Raw genomic sequence first — 17,356 nt, 5'->3', positions numbered from 1 at the left:
CGTGTGGGATCTCAGCCCATGCTGAAGGGCTGTCCCCAGAGCGTGACCGTGCCGTCGACCCGATCGGTCGAGACATTCACGGTGGTGTAGGAACGGGCCTGCGCCATTCCGGCACACCCGGAGACGCCGAAGGTCTCGTCGGAGTAGGTGAAGCCACCCCTGTTGCCTTCGAAATCGAAGTCGCTCTTGTACGCCTCGGCGCCGTAGTCGTCCGCGTACTCGATGTCGAGGATCGACACCTTGGTGGCCTGGCCAGGTCCGATGGAGATTCCGCCGCCGAACAGATCGCCGCCCTCGAACGGCAAGGCGATCTGGCCGTCGCCGTTAGTCATGTCGTCCCAGGTGGTACTGGTTCCGCCACCACCCGCCGCTTCACCGCCGAAGTTGACCTGGCAGGCAACGATGTAACCGGTGTCGATGGAGCCGCCCTCGGCGTTGCCGCCCTCGAGTGTCACGTCGACGGTGCCCGACGTCCACACGTTGCGGTGCAACGGGGTTGCGCCCATCGACGGGCTGATGGTCGCGCTGTTGCCGGTCTGACGCACAGTCACGACCGTGCCGTCCATCAGCGTATGGGTGATTTCGCCGTCCTCCAACGGAACGAAGGTGTCGGCATTGGCCGCGCCGGTGGAGAAGAGGCCGATCGCAACGGTGGCCGCGCCGACCACGCTGGCAGCCTTGGCGCCGTGGCGCATAGTCTTGCTGTTCATGGTTCCCCTCTAGGGTGAAAGTCGCTTGATGCGAGAAGGAATGAAGTGGGTGCCTGACGAGCAATCAGCCCAGGCTGAACGGCTGCCCGTAGAGGGTGCTCTTGACGTAGTGATTTCCCGGGACCTCGACGACGGAATATGCCCGCGCCTGCGCGTGGCCGCCGCAACCCTCGACCTCGAGCTGCTGGTCGCGATACTGAACCGCAGACACACCCGGCTTCAGATCCGACTTGGAACCGAGCTTCACGAACTTCACCTCACCGGGAGCCACCGGGAGGCTCATCACAGTCTCCAAGTTCGGGCCGGTCAGGGAGATACCTCCGGCGATTCCGCCCGAGAGACCGGTGATGTCGATCTGGCACCCCACGATGTAACCGGTGGTCAGCGTCGCGCCTTCGTCAGGAACGTCACCACCGAGGTCGACGAAAACATCGCCGTTCAGCCACGCGACGCGGCTGGCACCGTTGGCGGCCAGCGAGGGAGAAAGCAGCGCGCTCTCGGCGTTGCGGGCAATCTTTACGTTGACGCCTCCGGCGTCGACAACCTTCTCACCACCGGGAAGCGGGACGAATGTGTCGGCATTCGCAGCGCCGGTGGACATCAGACCCAGTGCAACGGCCGCTGCGGCACCCAGGCCGGCAATGCGGGCTGCGCTACGCAGGCCGGGCTTACGGTTCTGGCTCATTCGTTCCCCTCATAAGGATTCTTGCTGGTTCCCAGTCACGGGTTTCGAGACTGAGGAGCGGTCCGTATCGGTTCAGCACGGCAATCCGGAGGCTGGATGATCACGAAATGGTATACGGATCATAACAACTTGGTTACCGAGCTGAAAGACGGAATCCCCGATTGATGCCACCGGGATCCGACTGGGCGACGGCAAAACCGCCCCGCCCTCCATCTGCAGTACTGACTCGACGAGGACATTAACTGGCAAATGGTTACCTAAGCAATTCAATCCACCTGAAAAGTAATGGTGATGTTTACCACACCCAATAAACAGCCCAGATTGTCGTGATCTTGCGAACATGCCTACTGGCTATCGCGTCCCTGAACAGTGATTTCGCCGAGATTTCCCGTGATGCCCAGTAACCTTTACATGCGGTTCACAGACTGGAAACTTCCCGTTTCTACGCACCCAACCCGGCCACGACCAGCTTCTCCCGAAGGCCAGGGCTGTGACAATTCGCGAAGTTGTGGTATGCGCACATGCGAACACACCTATGAGATCGCGGACACCGAAGGCCGCACCGAAGCAGGGTCCGCATGGAAGGTCACGATTCGCTCGAGGACGGGCCTTCGGTGGTAACTATCCGTGGTGTGGTGGGCGCTGATTCCGCAGCCATTCCTCGCTGGCGATGGTCGAGTCACCATACTCGCGTTCGTCCGCGGTGGTATCGGGGAATACGTCCCCAAAGATGCGCTCGAGCCGGGCCCTGTCCATCGGGGCCCGGCTCGGTGCCTGTTGCTTGTTCGACTCGTCGAACGATTCCGGCTCGTCGGAACGAGAAACGATCGTCTCAGCCTTCCAGACCGGACAGTTCGGAGATCACATGTGACGCGAAGGGGGTCAACGTGGCCAGGCCATCGCGCACAGCGGAGCGAGAAGACGCCAGATTGACCACCAGGGTGCTGCCCGATACACCGGCAAGACCCCGCGAAAGACCCGCATCCAGCGCACCGGCCGCGAGACCGGAGGCTCGAATCGCCTCCGAGATGCCTGGAATTTCACGGTCGAGAACCTCTGCGGTGACATCCGGAGTGACGTCCCGCGGCGACACGCCGGTTCCACCCACCGACACGACGAGGTCGACGCCGCCGATGACCGCGGTGTTGAGGGCGTTGCGGATCTCGACTTCGTCGGCGGCCACCGCGACGACTGCGTCGACGATGAACCCTGCCTCGTCCAGAAGTTCGGTGACCAGGGGGCCGACGGAGTCTTTGCCGTCACCATGAGCTGTGCGGTCGTCGACGACTACCACGAGCGCGTGGCCGGCCAACGAGGCTTCGATGTCCATGGTGCCTACCGTAGTGGCCCCACCCAGAACCAACTCGACCTGCCCGAGAATCCCTGTGCTCATCAGTTGCCTCCCTGTTCGGCGGTACCGAGTGTGACGTCAACGGTTCGGGGGTTGGCCCCGTTCGCGTCTGTGTAGGTAATGGACACGGTATCTCCTGGCGAATGTGAACGGATGGCAGCGATGAGCGCGTCACCGCTATTGACGATTCGGTCGTCGACCTTGGTGATGATCGATCCCCTCGGGATTCCCGCCCTCTCCGCAGGACCGCCCGGTGTGACCTCGACGACCGTGGCGCCGTTGACATCGTCGCGCGACGGGACCTGAATCCCGATGATGGCCTGGGTTGCCGTGCCAGTCTTGACCAGTTCGTCGGCGATGCGACGTGCCTGGTCGACCGGGATGGCAAATCCGAGTCCGATGGACCCACCCTGCTCGTCACCGGCGCCACCGATGGTTGCGATGGCTGTGTTGACGCCGATCAGCTGACCGTCCATGTTGACGAGGGGTCCCCCGGAATTGCCGGGGTTGATTGCGGCATCCGTTTGAATGGCGTCGATCACCGTGTTCTGGTTTCCCGCCTCACCGCTGGTGGATACCGGGCGGTCGACCGCTGAGACAATGCCCTTGGTGACCGTGCCCGCCAGGCCGAGAGGCGACCCGACCGCGACGACATCTTGCCCCACCTGGACATTCGCGGACGAGCCCAACTCGATCGGCGTGAGATCGGTCTTGCCGTCCACCTTGATGACCGCGAGATCGGAGACCGGATCGGCCCCGACAAGATTGGCCGGGGCAGTGCTGCCGTCCGGGAACGCGACCATCAGTCTGCCTCCCTGAGCGGCCGCACCCGCGACGTGGTTGTTGGTGAGAATGAGGCCGTCCGAGGACAGCACGATGCCTGACCCTTCGCCACCGGAACCGCGTGCCGTCGCCACCTCGATCTGGACCACACTCGGGACCACCTTGTCCGCGACGGCCTGCACCGAACCGGCTGGAGCGTTCGCCGCAGGGGTCGCGGTGTTGTCCCTGGGAGCGTCGAGGGAGTTGATCACCGCGGCACCGTTGCCTGCCCGGTCGCTGTACGTGGCACCCACGTAGCCGCCGATGCCGCCGCTCACCAGGGCGAGTGCCACCGCGCCCACGACGATGGCGGTGCCGACTGGCCGCTTGCTCGAGGTCGATCCGGCAGTGGGCTGCGCGGGTTCGTGGTACCCGACGTACGGCCCCGGCGTCGACTCGTGCCGCCCCGCCGCATGCTGGGTCCGGTAATCCTGAGGACCTCCGGGGCCAGCCTGTGCGAACTGCCCAGTGTGTTGCGGACTGTACGGATTGTTCTGAACGTAACCGGGCGACCCCTGACCCGGCTGACCGGTCGGGACGCCTGCCGGGTTGTGCGGAACGGCCGGGAACTGCTCGGTCGGCTGATGACCCGGAACCTGCTGAGGGTGGACCGGTTGGCCCGAGCCCGAGTCTTGCCCGCCGCTGGTCTCGTTGTGACTGGCACCGTTCGGATTGCCACTGTCGTGGCTGCGTCGATCGTCAGTCATGCCTCACCTCCAAATGCCTGCGACTGCCCACGGGGGCAGTCGCACCGTCTCTGCGTATGAGCATGCACGATAGGACTGAGAGCCACCTGAGACCGGCCTATACATTTGCCCAGATCCCCGCCCAGACCTCGCAGCCAGAAACCGGGCATCGGCCGAATTCCTCCTGCGCGCCGGGACTGATACCCACGCTATTGCACGTCGGGTTCGCCCGGAAGGACGATTCGAATCAGAGCACCTCCGCGCTCCGAGACGTCCACGGAGATCGTGCCGCCGTGCTTGATCACCACCTGACGAACGATCGCCAGACCTAGACCTGAACCGGGCATGGAGCGCGAAGCGGTGGAACGATAGAACCGGTCGAAGATCAGTTCTCGGTCTTCCTCCGGAATGCCCGGGCCTGCGTCATCCACCGTTAGCGCGAGCAATCCGTTCCCCGCCGGACCCATCTTCACCCGCACATCCGATCCGGCCGGAGCCCATTTCGCTGCATTGTCGAACACGTTGAGGACAGCTCGCGACAACCCCGCATAGTCACCGTAGACGAACCAGGGAATGGTGACTGCGGTGAAATCGATCTCGTTTCGCCGGCGCCGCACCCGTTCGAGGCAACGGTCTACCACCTCGCTGAGATCGACTCTCTCGAACACAGTTTCCGGCGCGTCCTCTCGAGCAAGGTCCACGAGGTTGCCTACCAACTGGGAGAGTTCCTCGATCTGCGCAATCACGTCGGCGTGCAGTTCCGCCATGTCTTCGTCTGGAATATGTCGTGCCCCAGGACGACTCGACGCAATCAACAACTCCATGTTGGTGCGCAACGACGTCAGTGGTGTCCGTAGTTCATGCCCCGCATCGGCAACCAGCCTGCTCTGACGCTCCCGAGATTCGGCCAGTGCCCTCAGCATCGTGTTGAAACTCTCTGTGAGCCGGGCGAGTTCGTCGTTACCCGTTACCGGTATCGGCGTCAGGTCATCGGTTCGGGCAACCCGTTCCGTGGCTTCGGTGAGCCGACCGATCGGACGCAGACCGGTTCGGCCCACTGTCGTTCCGGCGACACCGGCGAGGACCACGCCGCATCCACCGACGATGACCAGCACCCAAGCCAGTTGCTCGAGTACAGCGTCGGTAGGTGCCAATCGCTGCGCAATGACGAGCGTGCTCCCGTCCAGGGTGCGCTCGGCAAGCACCCGCTGCCTCTCGGCCGTCCGCAACGACATCTGCTGCTCGCCGCGCGCCACGGTCAATTCGGGTTCGCCGATCGGAACGCTGGTCCCCGGCGGAGTGTAGGTATCGAGATCCGGAAAGATCAGCGCCACACTGATGTCGGTGGTGTACAGCGTCGCGCCGGCAATGTAGCGGGGATCGAAAGTTACTAGGTTGCTGTCGATCAGCGCTGCCGCGCGGGTGCGTAGTTGGCTGTCGACCTCCGCATACAGCGCCCGCGAGACAATGGCGTACGCGGCAATCGCCATCACGGCCACAGCGATGGCTACCACGGTGGCGGCAAGGAGGGTGACCCGCCAGCGCAACGACACCGACCGAGTGAGGGGCATGGGGGGCCGCATCGGCGGGGTCACTGGAATCGGCCCTGTCGTGTGCCGGGAAGAGTCTGGTTTCCCCGACTCCGACTCGTCGGCGGTCCGATGAAACGGACCAGCCATCACGGAGGAGTCTCCCGCAGCACGTACCCGACTCCTCGGACGGTATGCAACAGCCGTGACTCGCCGTCCGCCTCCGTCTTGCGGCGGAGGTATCCGATGTAGACCTCCAACGCGTTGCCGGATGTCGGGAAGTCGTACCCCCATACCTCTTCGAGGATGCGGCCACGGGTGAGCACGCGGCGCGGGTTGGCCATCAGCATCTCGAGGAGCGAGAACTCCGTGCGGGTCAGGCTGATCGATCGGTCGCCGCGCATCACCTCCCGGGTGACCGGATCGAGGGCAAGGTCCTCGAATGTCATCTTCTCGGTGTCGATACCGGGCTCGGGTGCGGCTCGGCGCAACAACGCTCGCAGTCTCGCCAGCAATTCTTCGAGAGCAAAGGGCTTTGGAAGGTAGTCGTCAGCACCGGCGTCCAAGCCCGATACCCGCTCCGACACTGAGTCACGGGCGGTGAGAACGAGAATCGGCAGGTCATCGCCTACGCTCCGCAGTCGACGGCACACCTCGAGGCCGTCCAGGCGCGGCATCATCACGTCGAGTACCAGCGCGTCGGGACGCGTGGCGGCCAACTTCTCCAGAGCGTCGATGCCGTCGACGGCCAGCTCCACGGTGTACCCGTTGAAGCTGAGCGAACGCCGCAAGGACTCCCTTACGGCGCGATCGTCGTCGACTACCAGTATGCGCATACTCGATAGTTTGGCCTGATCGACTGAGATATGTCTAAGAAGAGGTAGCTTCCGGCGTGGCGAGCGGCCCACCGCAGCCTCTGGCTCCATGGCCCGAGTCCGGTACGATTACGCAATCGAGACGCTGCGGATGGACGTCCGCGCGGCCAGCCGAGGAACTTCGGGCCTCTCGCGCGCGATGGCGAGGTGGCGTACCGCGGTTGCTGCGAGGCGTCCAGGAGTCGAGCTGGTAAAGGAAGAAGATGGCAGTCAAGAGAGCACCGTCGAAGAAGCCGCGTCCTGTCGAAGGCCGCAAGCCCAAGAAGAACCCGTTGTTCGCCGCCAAGATCGAGTACGTCGATTACAAGGACATCAACCTCCTTCGCACGTTCATCTCCGATCGCGGCAAGATTCGCAGCCGTCGGGTGACGGGCCTGACCCCGCAGCAGCAGCGCCAGGTTGCCGTCGCCGTCAAGAACGCTCGCGAGATGGCTCTGCTGCCGTTCACCAGTCGGTAGCTCTGTAGGCCCGGCAGCCCCGATAAGACCCAGTCGAAGGGCCGCGTAGTCCATGGACTACGCGGCCCTTTGACGACTGCCAGCCGACTGCCGGCCGACAATCAGCCGAGCATCGCCTGCATGTCGGCGATCTCTCTCTGTTGTTCGGCCACTATGTTGGTGGCGAGTCGCATGACCTCCGGATTCTCGCCTTCGGCGAGTTCGGTGTTCGCCATGTCGATCGCGCCTCGATGATGTTCGATCATCATGGTGAGCCACATCCGGTCGAACTCCGTGCCGGACATCCCCTCGAGGCCATCCATCTGATCCCGCGACATCATCCCGCTGATGTTGCCGTGGGGTATGTGTTCCTGCATGCTGGACGCCGGATGCGGCTCCCCCGACTGTTGGAGCCACATGGCCATCTGTTCCATTTCGGGTTGCTGCGCCGCTGCAATCGCGGCCGCGAGCGCGACTATGTCGGCGTTTTCGGTGCGCCCCGGAACCATGTCGGCCATGTCGATCGCCTGGGCGTGATGGGGGTACATCTCTCGCAAGAAGGTCACATCGGCGTTGTTGAACGCGCCCTGCGATTCGACCGTCGGCGACGCCGCTACGGACGTCGACTGTGTAGCGGTCGAGTCGGACTGATCCGTGCTGCAGCCGGCCAACAACAGGGCAACACCTGCGGTCGCGGCTATCGCAGCAGTGATGGTGGTACGCATGAAGAACTCCTAATGTGCGCCTCCCCTTGCCATGCCCGCCAGTGTAGACACGTCATACCCCACCGAGGTATGACGAAGCTGATGTCCGGCCGACGGGCAGATGGCGCTACCGTTGCGTATGCGCGCAATCGCTCTCACGTTGCTGACCTGCCTGGCCGTCGCCGCGTGTGGTTCCGGTTCGAATACCGACGAACCTACGACTCCCGGGGTCACCTCCGCGGTCGATCCGAGCCAAACCGCTCCGACATCGAGAATGCCCCGTCCCACAGAGGTACCGGATCAGGAGTACGGCACCCTATTCTTGCCACGCCCCGACATAGTGCGAGCGAATCCGACGCCCTTCGAGTCGTGGTCGCGCACCGACGACGGCAACATTGCAATCCACTTCGTCACCGGAACCCCGGAGTGCTACGGCGCCGATGCGACGGCGGTCGAGACCGACTCCACCGTCACGATCTCGCTGCGCACCGGCACTCTCCCGGAAGCGGCCGACAAGATGTGCGCTCAAGTGGCGATCTTCGCCACGATGGAGATCCCGTTGCAGGGGCCTCTCGGCGACCGCCAAGTCATCGACGGAGGGCACTAGTCGCCAAATCGCCGCCGTCAGCGCCGTCAGCGACGCCTGCGCATGTAGTCGCTGACGACGGCGGCACCGAGACCGTCGAGTTCCGGCGCCACGACTCGTCCGGCCACTCGCTCGGCCATCCGGTCCACCACACGCGCGAGACCGGGGTCCTCTCCGAGCCGGAAGAACGTGACGTGGGCACCGAGGCGTACGAGAGCGTCGAGTCCACGAACGGTCAGCCCGAGCGTCCGGGCGGTCGGCGGGTAGTCGAAGTACGCGAACCCGTCCGGCTCGAGATGTGCTGTCGGCTCGCCATCGGTGACGATCAGGACGACGGGCTGCGCGTTGGGGTGACGACGCAGATGTCGCGCCGCCAGCAGCAAGGCGTGGTGAAGGTTGGTGCCCTGCTCGCGGCCGTGATCCAATCCGGCCAGCTCCGACGGACTACGCACCTGTGCGTGGCGGCCGAACGAAATGAGTTGCAATTCGTCGCTGCGAAAACGGGTGCTCACCAAATGGTTCAGCGCCAGGGCGGTGCGCTTCATCGGCACCCACCGGCCCTCCATCACCATCGAGAACGAGGTGTCGACGAGCAATGCGACCGCGGCCTGCGACCGCTGCTCGGTCTCCATTACCTCGACGTCCGAGACGGACAATCTGACCGGTACGGCTCCACTGCCACCCCCTTCGGACGCCGTCCGAAGGACCGCGTTGGTGATCGTGCGGGTCACGTCCCATGGTTCGGTGTCACCGAACGCCCACTCGCGAGAGGCACCCGTCGGCTCTCCCATTGCTCCTGCCCGGCGCGTCTCCCGTTGCCCACCACGCGAAGACAGTTGTGTCGCTACGTCGCGGAGCGCAGTTTGACCGAGTTGACGCATCGCCTTGGGAGTCAGGCGCCATTGGCCGTCCGCTCCGCGGTCGAAGAAGCCTTGATCTCGCAGCGCTTTCTCGAGTTCCGCGAGAGTCCGCGCGTCCGCAGCGGCCTCGTCCCCCAACTGCCTCGCCAATGCGTCCGCGTCGATGTCGTCGAGTTGGGCGCCGGCGTACTGCTGTGACAGCTGCTGGGCGAGGGATTCGAGTTCCGCGATGTCTTGCAACGCCTCGGCCCCCTCCCCCAGCCCCATTCCGCGCTCTCCCCGAAATCGCCTAGCTCCCTGCCAGTCCTCGCCGGGTCGGGCCGCTTGCAGATGCTGATCGAGTCGGTCCAGCTGGCCGATCAGGGAGGGATCACCGAAGGCCTGCTGCGCCAGCGCATCCAGTTCCTCGCGTTGCTCGGGAGTGAGCGAGTTCCGCAGGCGCTGGGCCGCCGCCGCCCGCCGGGCGAGGGAATCCAGTAACTCCTCGACGTCACGCGGATTCTCCGGGAAGTACTGCCCATGCTTGGCCATGAACTCGTCGAACTGTTCCTGTGTGTCCTCACCACGAGAGTGCTTGTCCAGCAAGTCGTTGAGATCGGTGAGCATCTCGCGGATTCTCTCGCGGTCTTGTTCGGTTGCGCCTTCGAGCGCCTGTTTCATGCCGGCGAACCGCTGATCGAGCAGTTCGCGCCCCAGCAGATCCTGAATCTTCTCGTAGTCTTCGCGGGCATCGGGACTGCGCCAGTCGTAATCGGCGAGTTCCTGCACGGCCTGGGCCGTGGACGACGACAGTTCCTGAAGTCGCATCTCCGAGAACCGAGCATCGTCGTCGAGAGCACGGGCCAACGTCTTACGTTCCTCGAGCACCGCTCGGTCCAATAGTTGACGGACCTCTTCGAAGGTACCGCCCAGGTTGCTGCGCTCCAGCAACTCGCGCCGACGTCGATTCGCCTCGGCCGCAAGGGAGTCCAGTCCCCGAACCTCACGGTTGCCGCGCCGGAGCATCTCCCGCAGCGCCCGACGAGGTGAGCTGCCCGCCATCACATCGTCACCGATCGCGGCCAGGGCCTCACGCAGATCCACCGGCGGCGCCAGCGGATCACCACCCTCGTAGGGCCCGTAGCGCGCACCCCGGGACATTACGAGTAGACCGTCTGTCCGTAGGCGTCGGGATTCTTCGAGATCCGGCGCGCCAGGTACAGGCCTTCGAGCGCGAATTCCGCGGCCGCGGCCCTCTCACCGTCGGACTCGGCACCCAAACGCTCGGCCAGTTCGCCCAAGACATCGAGTTCGGGAAGTTCGTTCAACAGGGCCTTCGCGGTAATTCGCTCACCGGTCACCACGGGTTCACCCTCTTCGACAGCGGCCACGAGTTCGGCCAGATCGATGCCGCCGAGCCTGGTCCGAACAGCGTCGGCGGTGGCCCGGCGCAGCAGATGCTCGAGAACCTCGGTCTCACGCCCCTCTTCGCCCGACTCGAACTCGATCTTGCCCCGCAGGACGTCGATGACGGTCTCGAGGTCCACCGGTCGCGCCACCGGGTCTACCTCGCCGAACACCGCACCACGATGCACTGCCGCAGCACTGACGGTCTCTGCGCCGGCCACCGCGAAACGGGCGGACACCCCCGACCGCTGATCGACCGACGTCGACTCCCGAAGCAGGCGGGTGAATCGGGCCAGGATCTCGAGAAGGTACTCGGGCACCTCGGCGGTGAGGTTGGCCTCCTGGACGATCACTGCGACCTCGTCCTCGAGGCGAGTTGGGTAGTGGGTACGGATCTCGGCACCGAACCGGTCCTTGAGCGGGGTGATGATGCGACCGCGGTTCGTATAGTCCTCGGGGTTGGCGCTGGCGACCATCAAGACGTCCAACGGGAGGCGGAGGCTGTACCCGCGCACCTGGATGTCACGTTCCTCCATCACGTTCAGCAGCGACACCTGGATGCGTTCGGCGAGATCTGGCAGCTCGTTGATGGCGACGATTCCTCGATGGGCGCGGGGAACGAGACCGAAGTGGATGGTCTCGGGGTCGCCCAGGCTCCGCCCCTCGGCGACCTTGACCGGATCGACGTCACCGACGAGGTCTGCCACCGACGTATCGGGTGTCGCGAGTTTCTCCGAGTACCGTTCGCTGCGGTGCCTCCAGGCAATCGGCAGGTCGTCCCCGAGTTCGCGCGCCCGCCGGATGGAGGCCGGGGTGATCGGCTCATAGGGATGCTCCCCGAGTTCGGAACCGGCAATCACCGGAGTCCATTCGTCGAGGAGTTGAGCGAGTGTACGGAGAAGCCGGGTCTTGCCCTGCCCCCGCTCTCCGAGGAGTACAACGTCATGACCGGCAATGAGGGCCCGCTCGAGCTGTGGTGACACGGTCTCTTCGAAGCCGACGATGCCGGGCCACGGATCACGGCCGTCACGCAGGACCTCGAGCAGATTCGCCCGAATCTCTTCCTTGACGGGTCGTTGGACATGGCCGGACTTGCGGAGTTCACCGACAGTAGAGGGCCTGGATTCCGATGACGTCACCACACCAAGCTACCGGGGTGCGAGCAAATAGGTACGCCCGCTCAGCCGTGTCGGCCACCCGAGTCGTCCACGTGGCTCGGCGAAGAGCGATCTCGGTTCTCACCGGGTCATTCATGCTGCCGACACGTCATACGACGAGAAGCCGTCCAACTCGCACCACATGGCGTGGCAATACTGCTTCGTAACCTGATCGGCCTCCACCAGAAGGGAATCGAACAGCAGTCGCGGATTGGCTCGCCACGAGCGCACCATGTCCGCGACCTCGCGGTTGGAGAACATCCCCGAACCTGCAAGTACGGTCACCCACTCGTCGTGCTCTCCGCGATGAATCCGTGCAATCGCCTCTCGATCGAATCCAGCATCGACGAAGTCGGGAGAGAACACGGCGGCGGCGAAATCACCGGAGGTGAGTTGGACGACGTTCATGGTGCGGTCCTTCCTGGAGTCGCGGCTCATCCCGGACGTAATCTGTTGGGACAACTGACAATGAAAGACGCTAGTCACCGGATTTGTGAGAGTTCTGTGATGCTTCTGTCAACTACTCAGCCCTGAAGGACTGAGCTTGCAGCTGTAACACCCGACTGGCTGTCGGGGGTCACGCCGCGCCAGGGACCGTTGACTGGGCCCGGTAGTCTTCGGCGGCTCGGTGTGCGATGTTGTGCGAGCCGACAATGTCTGCGTAGGACAGGCACCGGTCATCAAAGGGTTGCGCCGCATCCGGGCGGAACCGGATCGGCAGGTTTTCCACCCGCGCCCGACGCCGCGACCCTTTCGGCCCGTACCTGCCGTTCCGCAGGTTGGCGCGCAGGCTGGTGTACGAGTCGGCGACCTTCCGGATCACCGACTGCGCCACCTGAGCACCCAACCCACCATGCTCGCGGGCGGTGGCGTAGGTGATCGCCCGCAGATCACGCCGCCGGAACACCCGCCTCTCATGGGCGATGCGAGCCACCAGGGTGGCGGTGTCATTGCACACGGCCAGGGTGCGCACCACAGCGTCGAGTTGCTGGGCATCGGCCAGCACCTTCACGCGCACCACCTGCTTCACACCCCGGACCGTAACAGTGACCTCCGACAAATTGCGGGGGACCGGAACCGCAACGTGCGCAGTGGCCGTTCAGCTACTCGTGCACTACCGACCAGAGGACGCGATTCCTCCCGGCCCTGAAGGACCGGGGTTCCTCGCTACTCAGCGCTGAGATCTCGTTCCGAGTAGATTTTGCGAACTGGTAGACAGTCCCCATGCCTGACATCGAGATCACCTTCGACAGCGATGCCGTTACCTACTACGGCAGCCTGCGCACACCCGATCACGCAAACGCAGCCGCCCCCGCCGCATTGCTGCTCGCGGGCAGTGGACCGACCGATCGCAACGGCGACAGCGCGCTGCTCCCCGGTGACATCGGAACCCTCCGCTTCCTCGCCGACCTGCTCGAACAGCACGGCGTCGCGAGCCTGCGCTACGACAAGATCGGCAGCGGCGAGACCGCTCTCGGCCCGTACGAGGTCGACGAGGTCGGCAGTCTCGGCTTCAGCACGTTCATAAACGCAGCGTCGGCGGGCCTCGACTTCCTGGCCGCCCAACCCGGCATCGACCCCTCCAGGCTCATCGTGATAGGACACAGCGACGGCGCCCTCGTCGCGCTGGCCCTCGCCACCGACGAACCGGCCTCACGCGTACATGCCGTGGGCCTCCTCGAGCCTCTGAGCGTCCGACTTCTCGACCTGCTCACCACCCAGATCCACGACCAACTCGACGCCGTCGTCGGCGCCGGGCAACTGCCGGTGGAACTGGCCGACCAACTTCGACTAGCGCTCGATGACACCGTCGAATCGCTCCGCACCTCCGGAACGATCCCGGACGACTTGCCTGAACCGCTACAGAACGCCGGCCTGGTCCACGCGAATGCGAAGGCCCTCGCCGAGGAAGACGCACTCGATCCGCGAGCCCTGGCCGGTCAGCTTCCCGCCGGTTTCCCCGTCCTCACAAGTTGCTCCGCCAAGGACATCCAGGTGAAGCTCACGGACGTCGCCGGCCTGAACGAGGCACTCGCGCACACCGCTCTGACATCCGTTCTGATGACCAACGCCAATCACGTCCTCAAGGACGTCGGAGAACGCCCGTCCACCGGACCGGACTACGTCGAGCCTCTGCCCTATTCCGCAGAGTTCACCGAACCGTTCAGTAGGTGGATCGCGGCACTGTAGCGCTCGGCTCCCGCCCCGCCCGAGCGAATGCGCAGTTCTGCAGCCAAACGTCGGATGGTCTCCTGCACTTCTGCGCACTCACACGGGAGCGCCCGCCTGCTGTATGCCGTCAATTCGACGAGCACCCTCCACCGCTCCCAGCCCATGTCCGCACGCGCAAAGATCCGACCAGACAGGTCGGCGATCGGTATCTGAGTGGAGGGCGCCGGCAGACCTGCACGGATCAACAGGAAGCGAGTCCTCGTCTCGGGAGGCGACTCGGCGCCCGGATCGACGAGGCCGAGAACGTTTCGTAGTCGCACTAGACCGCGTTCGCCCGCACACCTCCTCCGGCAACTGCGTGTCGGAGCGCACCGTGACGCCGTCCACGGATCGCCTACTACCTTTTCGGATCAGGGTGGCCCACTCTCCCGAACCGATCCAACGGGTTCCGTGCACGGCAGCCGCCGAGTACCCAGCAAGAACAGCACCTCCCCCTGCCCACAACCACGCAGCGCGTGCACGCGAGATCGCAGTGACCTCGACGCTCCGACACACGTATACGTCTCGATGCAGGCGCCGGAAAGTAACGGCACCCACCATCCACAGCGCCACGAATGCGCACATCTGCACAGGAATCTCGAGCGTAATCCTGCATTTGTGCGCAGTCGGAAATTAATTACGGGTGCGAACCACTAGCCAGTCGGGTACCGTCGGCTACCACATGAGCACGACGGAAGAAGAAGGGTATACCGATGACGCAGCTTCACGCGCGCTTCGCGTTCGTACCCGTATGGCGTCGCTGCTTTGCCGGCAAGACCGGAACAGCGTCAAGCGCACCCCGAGAATGTTGAGACTTCCATCAATTCACTCTCGGGCACCCAAGGCAAAGCCTCCGGGTGCCTTTCTTTTACCTATTCGCTATGAGGAGCACCGAATGAAACTACGAATCAACCAACTGTCGACTGCACCCCCGCAGATAGACCTGCCCGACGATCTCACCGGCCACGCCGTGACCCTCGACCTCTCGCATTCGGGAGACAGGGACAAGGCAGCGCTCAGTGAGTTGATCAGCGAGATACGCAGTCGAGGCGCCGCTCGGATCGTCATCGCCGACTCACCGCACGAACGCGAGGGCCGAACGGCGGCCTGATCGCTAGTGGGCGAAGTGTCGCGCGCCCGTCAGGTACATGGTGATCCCAGCTTCCTTGGCCGCGTCGATTACTTCGTTGTCGCGGACGGACCCACCAGGCTGCACGACGGCTTTGACGCCGGCGTTCGCAAGTACCTGCAAGCCATCCGGGAACGGGAAGAACGCATCCGACGCGCCTACTGACCCGACCACTCGGTCTCCGGCACGCTGAACTGCGAGGTGCGCAGAGTCGACGCGATTGACCTGACCCATGCCAACGCCGACCGAAGCTTCCTCGGAGGCCAGCAAGATCGCGTTCGACTTCACCGCTCGGCATGCGCGCCACGCAAACTCGAGATCTCTCAGGGTCTGCTCGTCCGCGGCGTCGCCGGCCACGAGAGTCCACCCGGCGGGATTGTCGCCGTCGGCGTCGAGGACGTCGCGCTCCTGGAGCAGGACTCCACCAGACACCGCGCGCAACTCAACGCCAGACCGCGTCGGAGCCTCCGCCAGCAGAACACGGATGTTCTTCTTCCGCTGCAGCACACCGAGGGCCCCGTCGGCATACGCCGGTGCGATGATTACCTCGGTGAAGATCTCGGCGACCTGTTCGGCCATCTCGACGGTCACCTCGCGGTTGGACGCGATCACGCCGCCGTAGGCGCTGACCGGATCGCAGGCGTGCGCCTTACGATGCGCCTGCGCGATGTCCGCACCGACCGCGATGCCGCACGGGTTCGCGTGCTTGATGATCGCCACGGCGGGCTCGCTGAAGTCGTAGGCTGCTCGCCACGCCGCGTCCGAGTCGGTGTAGTTGTTGTACGACATCTCCTTGCCGTGCAACTGCTCAGCTTGCGCAAGTCCCGCCGGCTCGGCCGGATTCACATACAGAGCGGCAGCCTGGTGCGGGTTCTCGCCGTACCGCAGCACCGCCGAGCGGTCCCACGTAGCACCTGCCCATTCCGGAAACTGCGAATCGCCTTGCTCGACCAGTGTCGATGCCATCCAACTCGCGACCGCGACGTCGTAAGACGCGGTGTGCGCGAACGCCTCAGCAGCGAGGGCGGTGCGCTCGACCAGAGTGAATCCGCCGTTCGCGACGGCTGTGAGCGCGTCGTCGTAGCGTGCGGGATCGACCACAACCGCCACCGACGGGTGATTCTTCGCGGCGGCGCGGACCATGGAAGGCCCGCCGATGTCGATCTGCTCGACACACTCGTCCGGTGTCGCACCCGACGCGACCGTTTGCGTGAACGGGTAGAGGTTCACTACCACCAGTTGAAACGCCTCGATCCCGAGTTCCTCTAGTTGCGCAAGGTGATCGGGCTTGCGGGTGTCGGCGAGGACGCCGGCATGGACCCGAGGATGCAGGGTCTTGACCCGACCCTCGAGGCACTCGGGGAACCCGGTCAGCGATTCCACGGGGGTGACGGGGATGCCTGCGTCGGCGATCTTTGCTGCCGTCGACCCTGTCGACACCAGTTCGACGCCCGCCTCGTGCAGGCCCTTAGCCAGTTCGACCAGACCGGTCTTGTCGTAAACGCTGACCAGCGCTCGGCGTACCGCCTTGCGTTCACTCACTCGGGATCACGGCCTTTCGTCCATCGGATACAACTCCACGTGTCGCGACAGCGGCGACAACCTCCGCCAGCATTCGTCGCTCCACAGTCTTGATTCGCTCGTGCAGCGTCGGTTCGTCGTCGCCGTCGAGCACCTGCACAGCCTCCTGCGCGAGAATCGGGCCCGTGTCCACTCCGGCATCCACCAGGTGGACAGTCGATCCCGACACCTTCACGCCGTACGCCAGCGCATCGCGGACCGCGTGCGCGCCAGGAAATGCAGGCAGCAACGCGGGATGCGAATTGATGATTCGCCCACCGAAGCGGCCCAGGAACACGGGACCGAGGATCTTCATGAATCCGGCCGATACGACAAGCGATGGCTGATGCGCCGCCACGGCCTCGGTGAGTGCGGTATCCCAGGCGGCCCGGTCCGTATGCTCGGAGAGGCTGACGCGGAAGTGCTCGACCCCCGCGGCCTCCGCGTGCTCGATGGCGCCGCAGTCGCGGTCGACGCCAACGGCGACGATTTTCGCCGGGTACCCGTCGGCCCTCGACGCCTCGATCAGCGACTTCAACAGGGTTCCCGCACCAGATGCGAGTACGACGACCCGCGCGGGTGGGCGCGCCACCGACGAGTCCGAAGCCTCCGTCGTAGGCCTGAGGTGGTCACGCGAGGAAGTCAGCGCTCTACTCCTGAACAATCGT

18 protein-coding genes and 1 pseudogene are annotated in these 17,356 nt (G+C 64.4%); 5 read left to right on the top strand and 14 right to left on the bottom strand.

Annotation, left to right across the window (positions count from 1 at the left end; all coding sequences use genetic code 11):
- Positions 1 to 11: 11 nt before the first annotated feature.
- The 6 genes from BFN03_RS01600 to BFN03_RS01570 form a co-directional block, all read right to left on the bottom strand.
- Positions 12 to 710 carry an MspA family porin gene (locus BFN03_RS01600; protein ID WP_070377541.1) on the bottom strand — a complete coding sequence of 233 codons (699 nt, stop codon included), beginning with the start codon at positions 708 to 710 and terminating at the stop codon, positions 12 to 14.
- Positions 711 to 774: 64 nt separating this feature from the next.
- Entirely contained in the window at positions 775 to 1,395 is a 621-nt protein-coding gene (locus BFN03_RS01595) for an MspA family porin (RefSeq protein ID WP_070377540.1), read from the bottom strand.
- Between the two features lie 832 nt (positions 1,396 to 2,227).
- Positions 2,228 to 2,788 (bottom strand): MogA/MoaB family molybdenum cofactor biosynthesis protein, encoded by a 561-nt coding sequence (locus BFN03_RS01585; protein WP_070377538.1) that lies wholly within the window; start codon positions 2,786 to 2,788, stop codon positions 2,228 to 2,230.
- Positions 2,788 to 4,275, bottom strand: a complete 1,488-nt coding sequence (locus tag BFN03_RS01580; protein WP_084385462.1) for a trypsin-like peptidase domain-containing protein — start codon at positions 4,273 to 4,275, stop codon at positions 2,788 to 2,790. Before BFN03_RS01580 ends, BFN03_RS01585 begins: the two co-directional genes overlap by 1 nt.
- A 188-nt stretch (positions 4,276 to 4,463) precedes the next feature.
- Positions 4,464 to 5,933, bottom strand: a complete 1,470-nt coding sequence (locus tag BFN03_RS01575) for a sensor histidine kinase (RefSeq protein WP_070377537.1) — start codon at positions 5,931 to 5,933, stop codon at positions 4,464 to 4,466.
- The gene (locus tag BFN03_RS01570) at positions 5,933 to 6,619 is read right to left on the bottom strand and encodes a response regulator transcription factor (RefSeq protein WP_070377536.1); all 687 of its coding nucleotides are present in this window, start codon (positions 6,617 to 6,619) and stop codon (positions 5,933 to 5,935) included. Before BFN03_RS01570 ends, BFN03_RS01575 begins: the two co-directional genes overlap by 1 nt.
- Before the next feature lie 96 nt (positions 6,620 to 6,715).
- Between BFN03_RS01570 and BFN03_RS20735 the strand changes: the two are divergent.
- Together BFN03_RS20735 and rpsR are read left to right on the top strand one after the other, a co-directional pair.
- Positions 6,716 to 6,852 (top strand): annotated as a pseudogene (locus BFN03_RS20735) (30S ribosomal protein S14); the annotation flags it as partial.
- 9 nt (positions 6,853 to 6,861) lie between these two features.
- Positions 6,862 to 7,116, top strand: coding sequence for a 30S ribosomal protein S18 (rpsR, locus tag BFN03_RS01565; protein ID WP_005238639.1), 255 nt, complete (start codon positions 6,862 to 6,864; stop codon positions 7,114 to 7,116).
- A gap of 101 nt (positions 7,117 to 7,217) precedes the next feature.
- Here rpsR and BFN03_RS01560 read toward each other — a convergent pair whose 3' ends face one another.
- Positions 7,218 to 7,820 carry a DUF305 domain-containing protein gene (locus tag BFN03_RS01560; RefSeq protein WP_070377535.1) on the bottom strand — a complete coding sequence of 201 codons (603 nt, stop codon included), beginning with the start codon at positions 7,818 to 7,820 and terminating at the stop codon, positions 7,218 to 7,220.
- Between the two features lie 118 nt (positions 7,821 to 7,938).
- Here BFN03_RS01560 and BFN03_RS01555 point away from each other — a divergent pair, with 118 nt between their 5' ends.
- The gene (locus BFN03_RS01555) at positions 7,939 to 8,406 is read left to right on the top strand and encodes a hypothetical protein (RefSeq protein ID WP_070380513.1); all 468 of its coding nucleotides are present in this window, start codon (positions 7,939 to 7,941) and stop codon (positions 8,404 to 8,406) included.
- 26 nt (positions 8,407 to 8,432) lie between these two features.
- Here the strand turns inward: BFN03_RS01555 and BFN03_RS01550 are convergent, their stop codons facing one another.
- From BFN03_RS01550 to BFN03_RS01535, 4 genes are all read right to left on the bottom strand, one after another.
- On the bottom strand, positions 8,433 to 10,385 hold the full coding sequence (locus tag BFN03_RS01550; RefSeq protein WP_070377534.1) for a vWA domain-containing protein: 1,953 nt from the start codon (positions 10,383 to 10,385) through the stop codon (positions 8,433 to 8,435).
- The gene (locus BFN03_RS01545; RefSeq protein ID WP_070380512.1) at positions 10,385 to 11,770 is read right to left on the bottom strand and encodes an ATP-binding protein; all 1,386 of its coding nucleotides are present in this window, start codon (positions 11,768 to 11,770) and stop codon (positions 10,385 to 10,387) included. Before BFN03_RS01545 ends, BFN03_RS01550 begins: the two co-directional genes overlap by 1 nt.
- Before the next feature lie 111 nt (positions 11,771 to 11,881).
- On the bottom strand, positions 11,882 to 12,196 hold the full coding sequence (locus BFN03_RS01540) for a hypothetical protein (protein ID WP_070380511.1): 315 nt from the start codon (positions 12,194 to 12,196) through the stop codon (positions 11,882 to 11,884).
- Positions 12,197 to 12,365: 169 nt separating this feature from the next.
- Positions 12,366 to 12,818 carry a hypothetical protein gene (locus tag BFN03_RS01535; RefSeq protein WP_070377533.1) on the bottom strand — a complete coding sequence of 151 codons (453 nt, stop codon included), beginning with the start codon at positions 12,816 to 12,818 and terminating at the stop codon, positions 12,366 to 12,368.
- A 194-nt stretch (positions 12,819 to 13,012) separates the two neighbouring features.
- On the opposite strand from BFN03_RS01535, the gene BFN03_RS01530 reads away from it, so the two are divergent.
- Entirely contained in the window at positions 13,013 to 13,978 is a 966-nt protein-coding gene (locus tag BFN03_RS01530) for an alpha/beta hydrolase family protein (RefSeq protein WP_070377532.1), read from the top strand.
- Here the strand turns inward: BFN03_RS01530 and BFN03_RS20550 are convergent.
- Positions 13,927 to 14,280 carry a hypothetical protein gene (locus tag BFN03_RS20550; RefSeq protein WP_070377531.1) on the bottom strand — a complete coding sequence of 118 codons (354 nt, stop codon included), beginning with the start codon at positions 14,278 to 14,280 and terminating at the stop codon, positions 13,927 to 13,929. The genes BFN03_RS01530 and BFN03_RS20550 overlap by 52 nt on opposite strands.
- Before the next feature lie 614 nt (positions 14,281 to 14,894).
- Between BFN03_RS20550 and BFN03_RS01520 the strand changes: the two genes are divergently transcribed.
- Positions 14,895 to 15,110 carry a hypothetical protein gene (locus tag BFN03_RS01520; RefSeq protein ID WP_070377530.1) on the top strand — a complete coding sequence of 72 codons (216 nt, stop codon included), beginning with the start codon at positions 14,895 to 14,897 and terminating at the stop codon, positions 15,108 to 15,110.
- A 3-nt stretch (positions 15,111 to 15,113) separates the two neighbouring features.
- On the opposite strand, the gene purH is transcribed toward BFN03_RS01520, so the two are convergent.
- Together purH and purN are read right to left on the bottom strand one after the other, a co-directional pair.
- Positions 15,114 to 16,670, bottom strand: coding sequence for a bifunctional phosphoribosylaminoimidazolecarboxamide formyltransferase/IMP cyclohydrolase (purH, locus tag BFN03_RS01515; protein WP_070377529.1), 1,557 nt, complete (start codon positions 16,668 to 16,670; stop codon positions 15,114 to 15,116).
- Positions 16,663 to 17,352, bottom strand: coding sequence for a phosphoribosylglycinamide formyltransferase (gene purN, locus BFN03_RS01510; protein WP_070377528.1), 690 nt, complete (start codon positions 17,350 to 17,352; stop codon positions 16,663 to 16,665). Before purN ends, purH begins: the two co-directional genes overlap by 8 nt.
- Positions 17,353 to 17,356: the final 4 nt, after the last annotated feature.

This window comes from Rhodococcus sp. WMMA185, from assembly GCF_001767395.1.
Lineage (GTDB): Bacteria > Actinomycetota > Actinomycetes > Mycobacteriales > Mycobacteriaceae > Rhodococcus_F.
The sequence above is the reverse complement of the archived record's forward strand: the minus strand, read 5'-3'. Positions and strand labels throughout refer to the sequence as shown.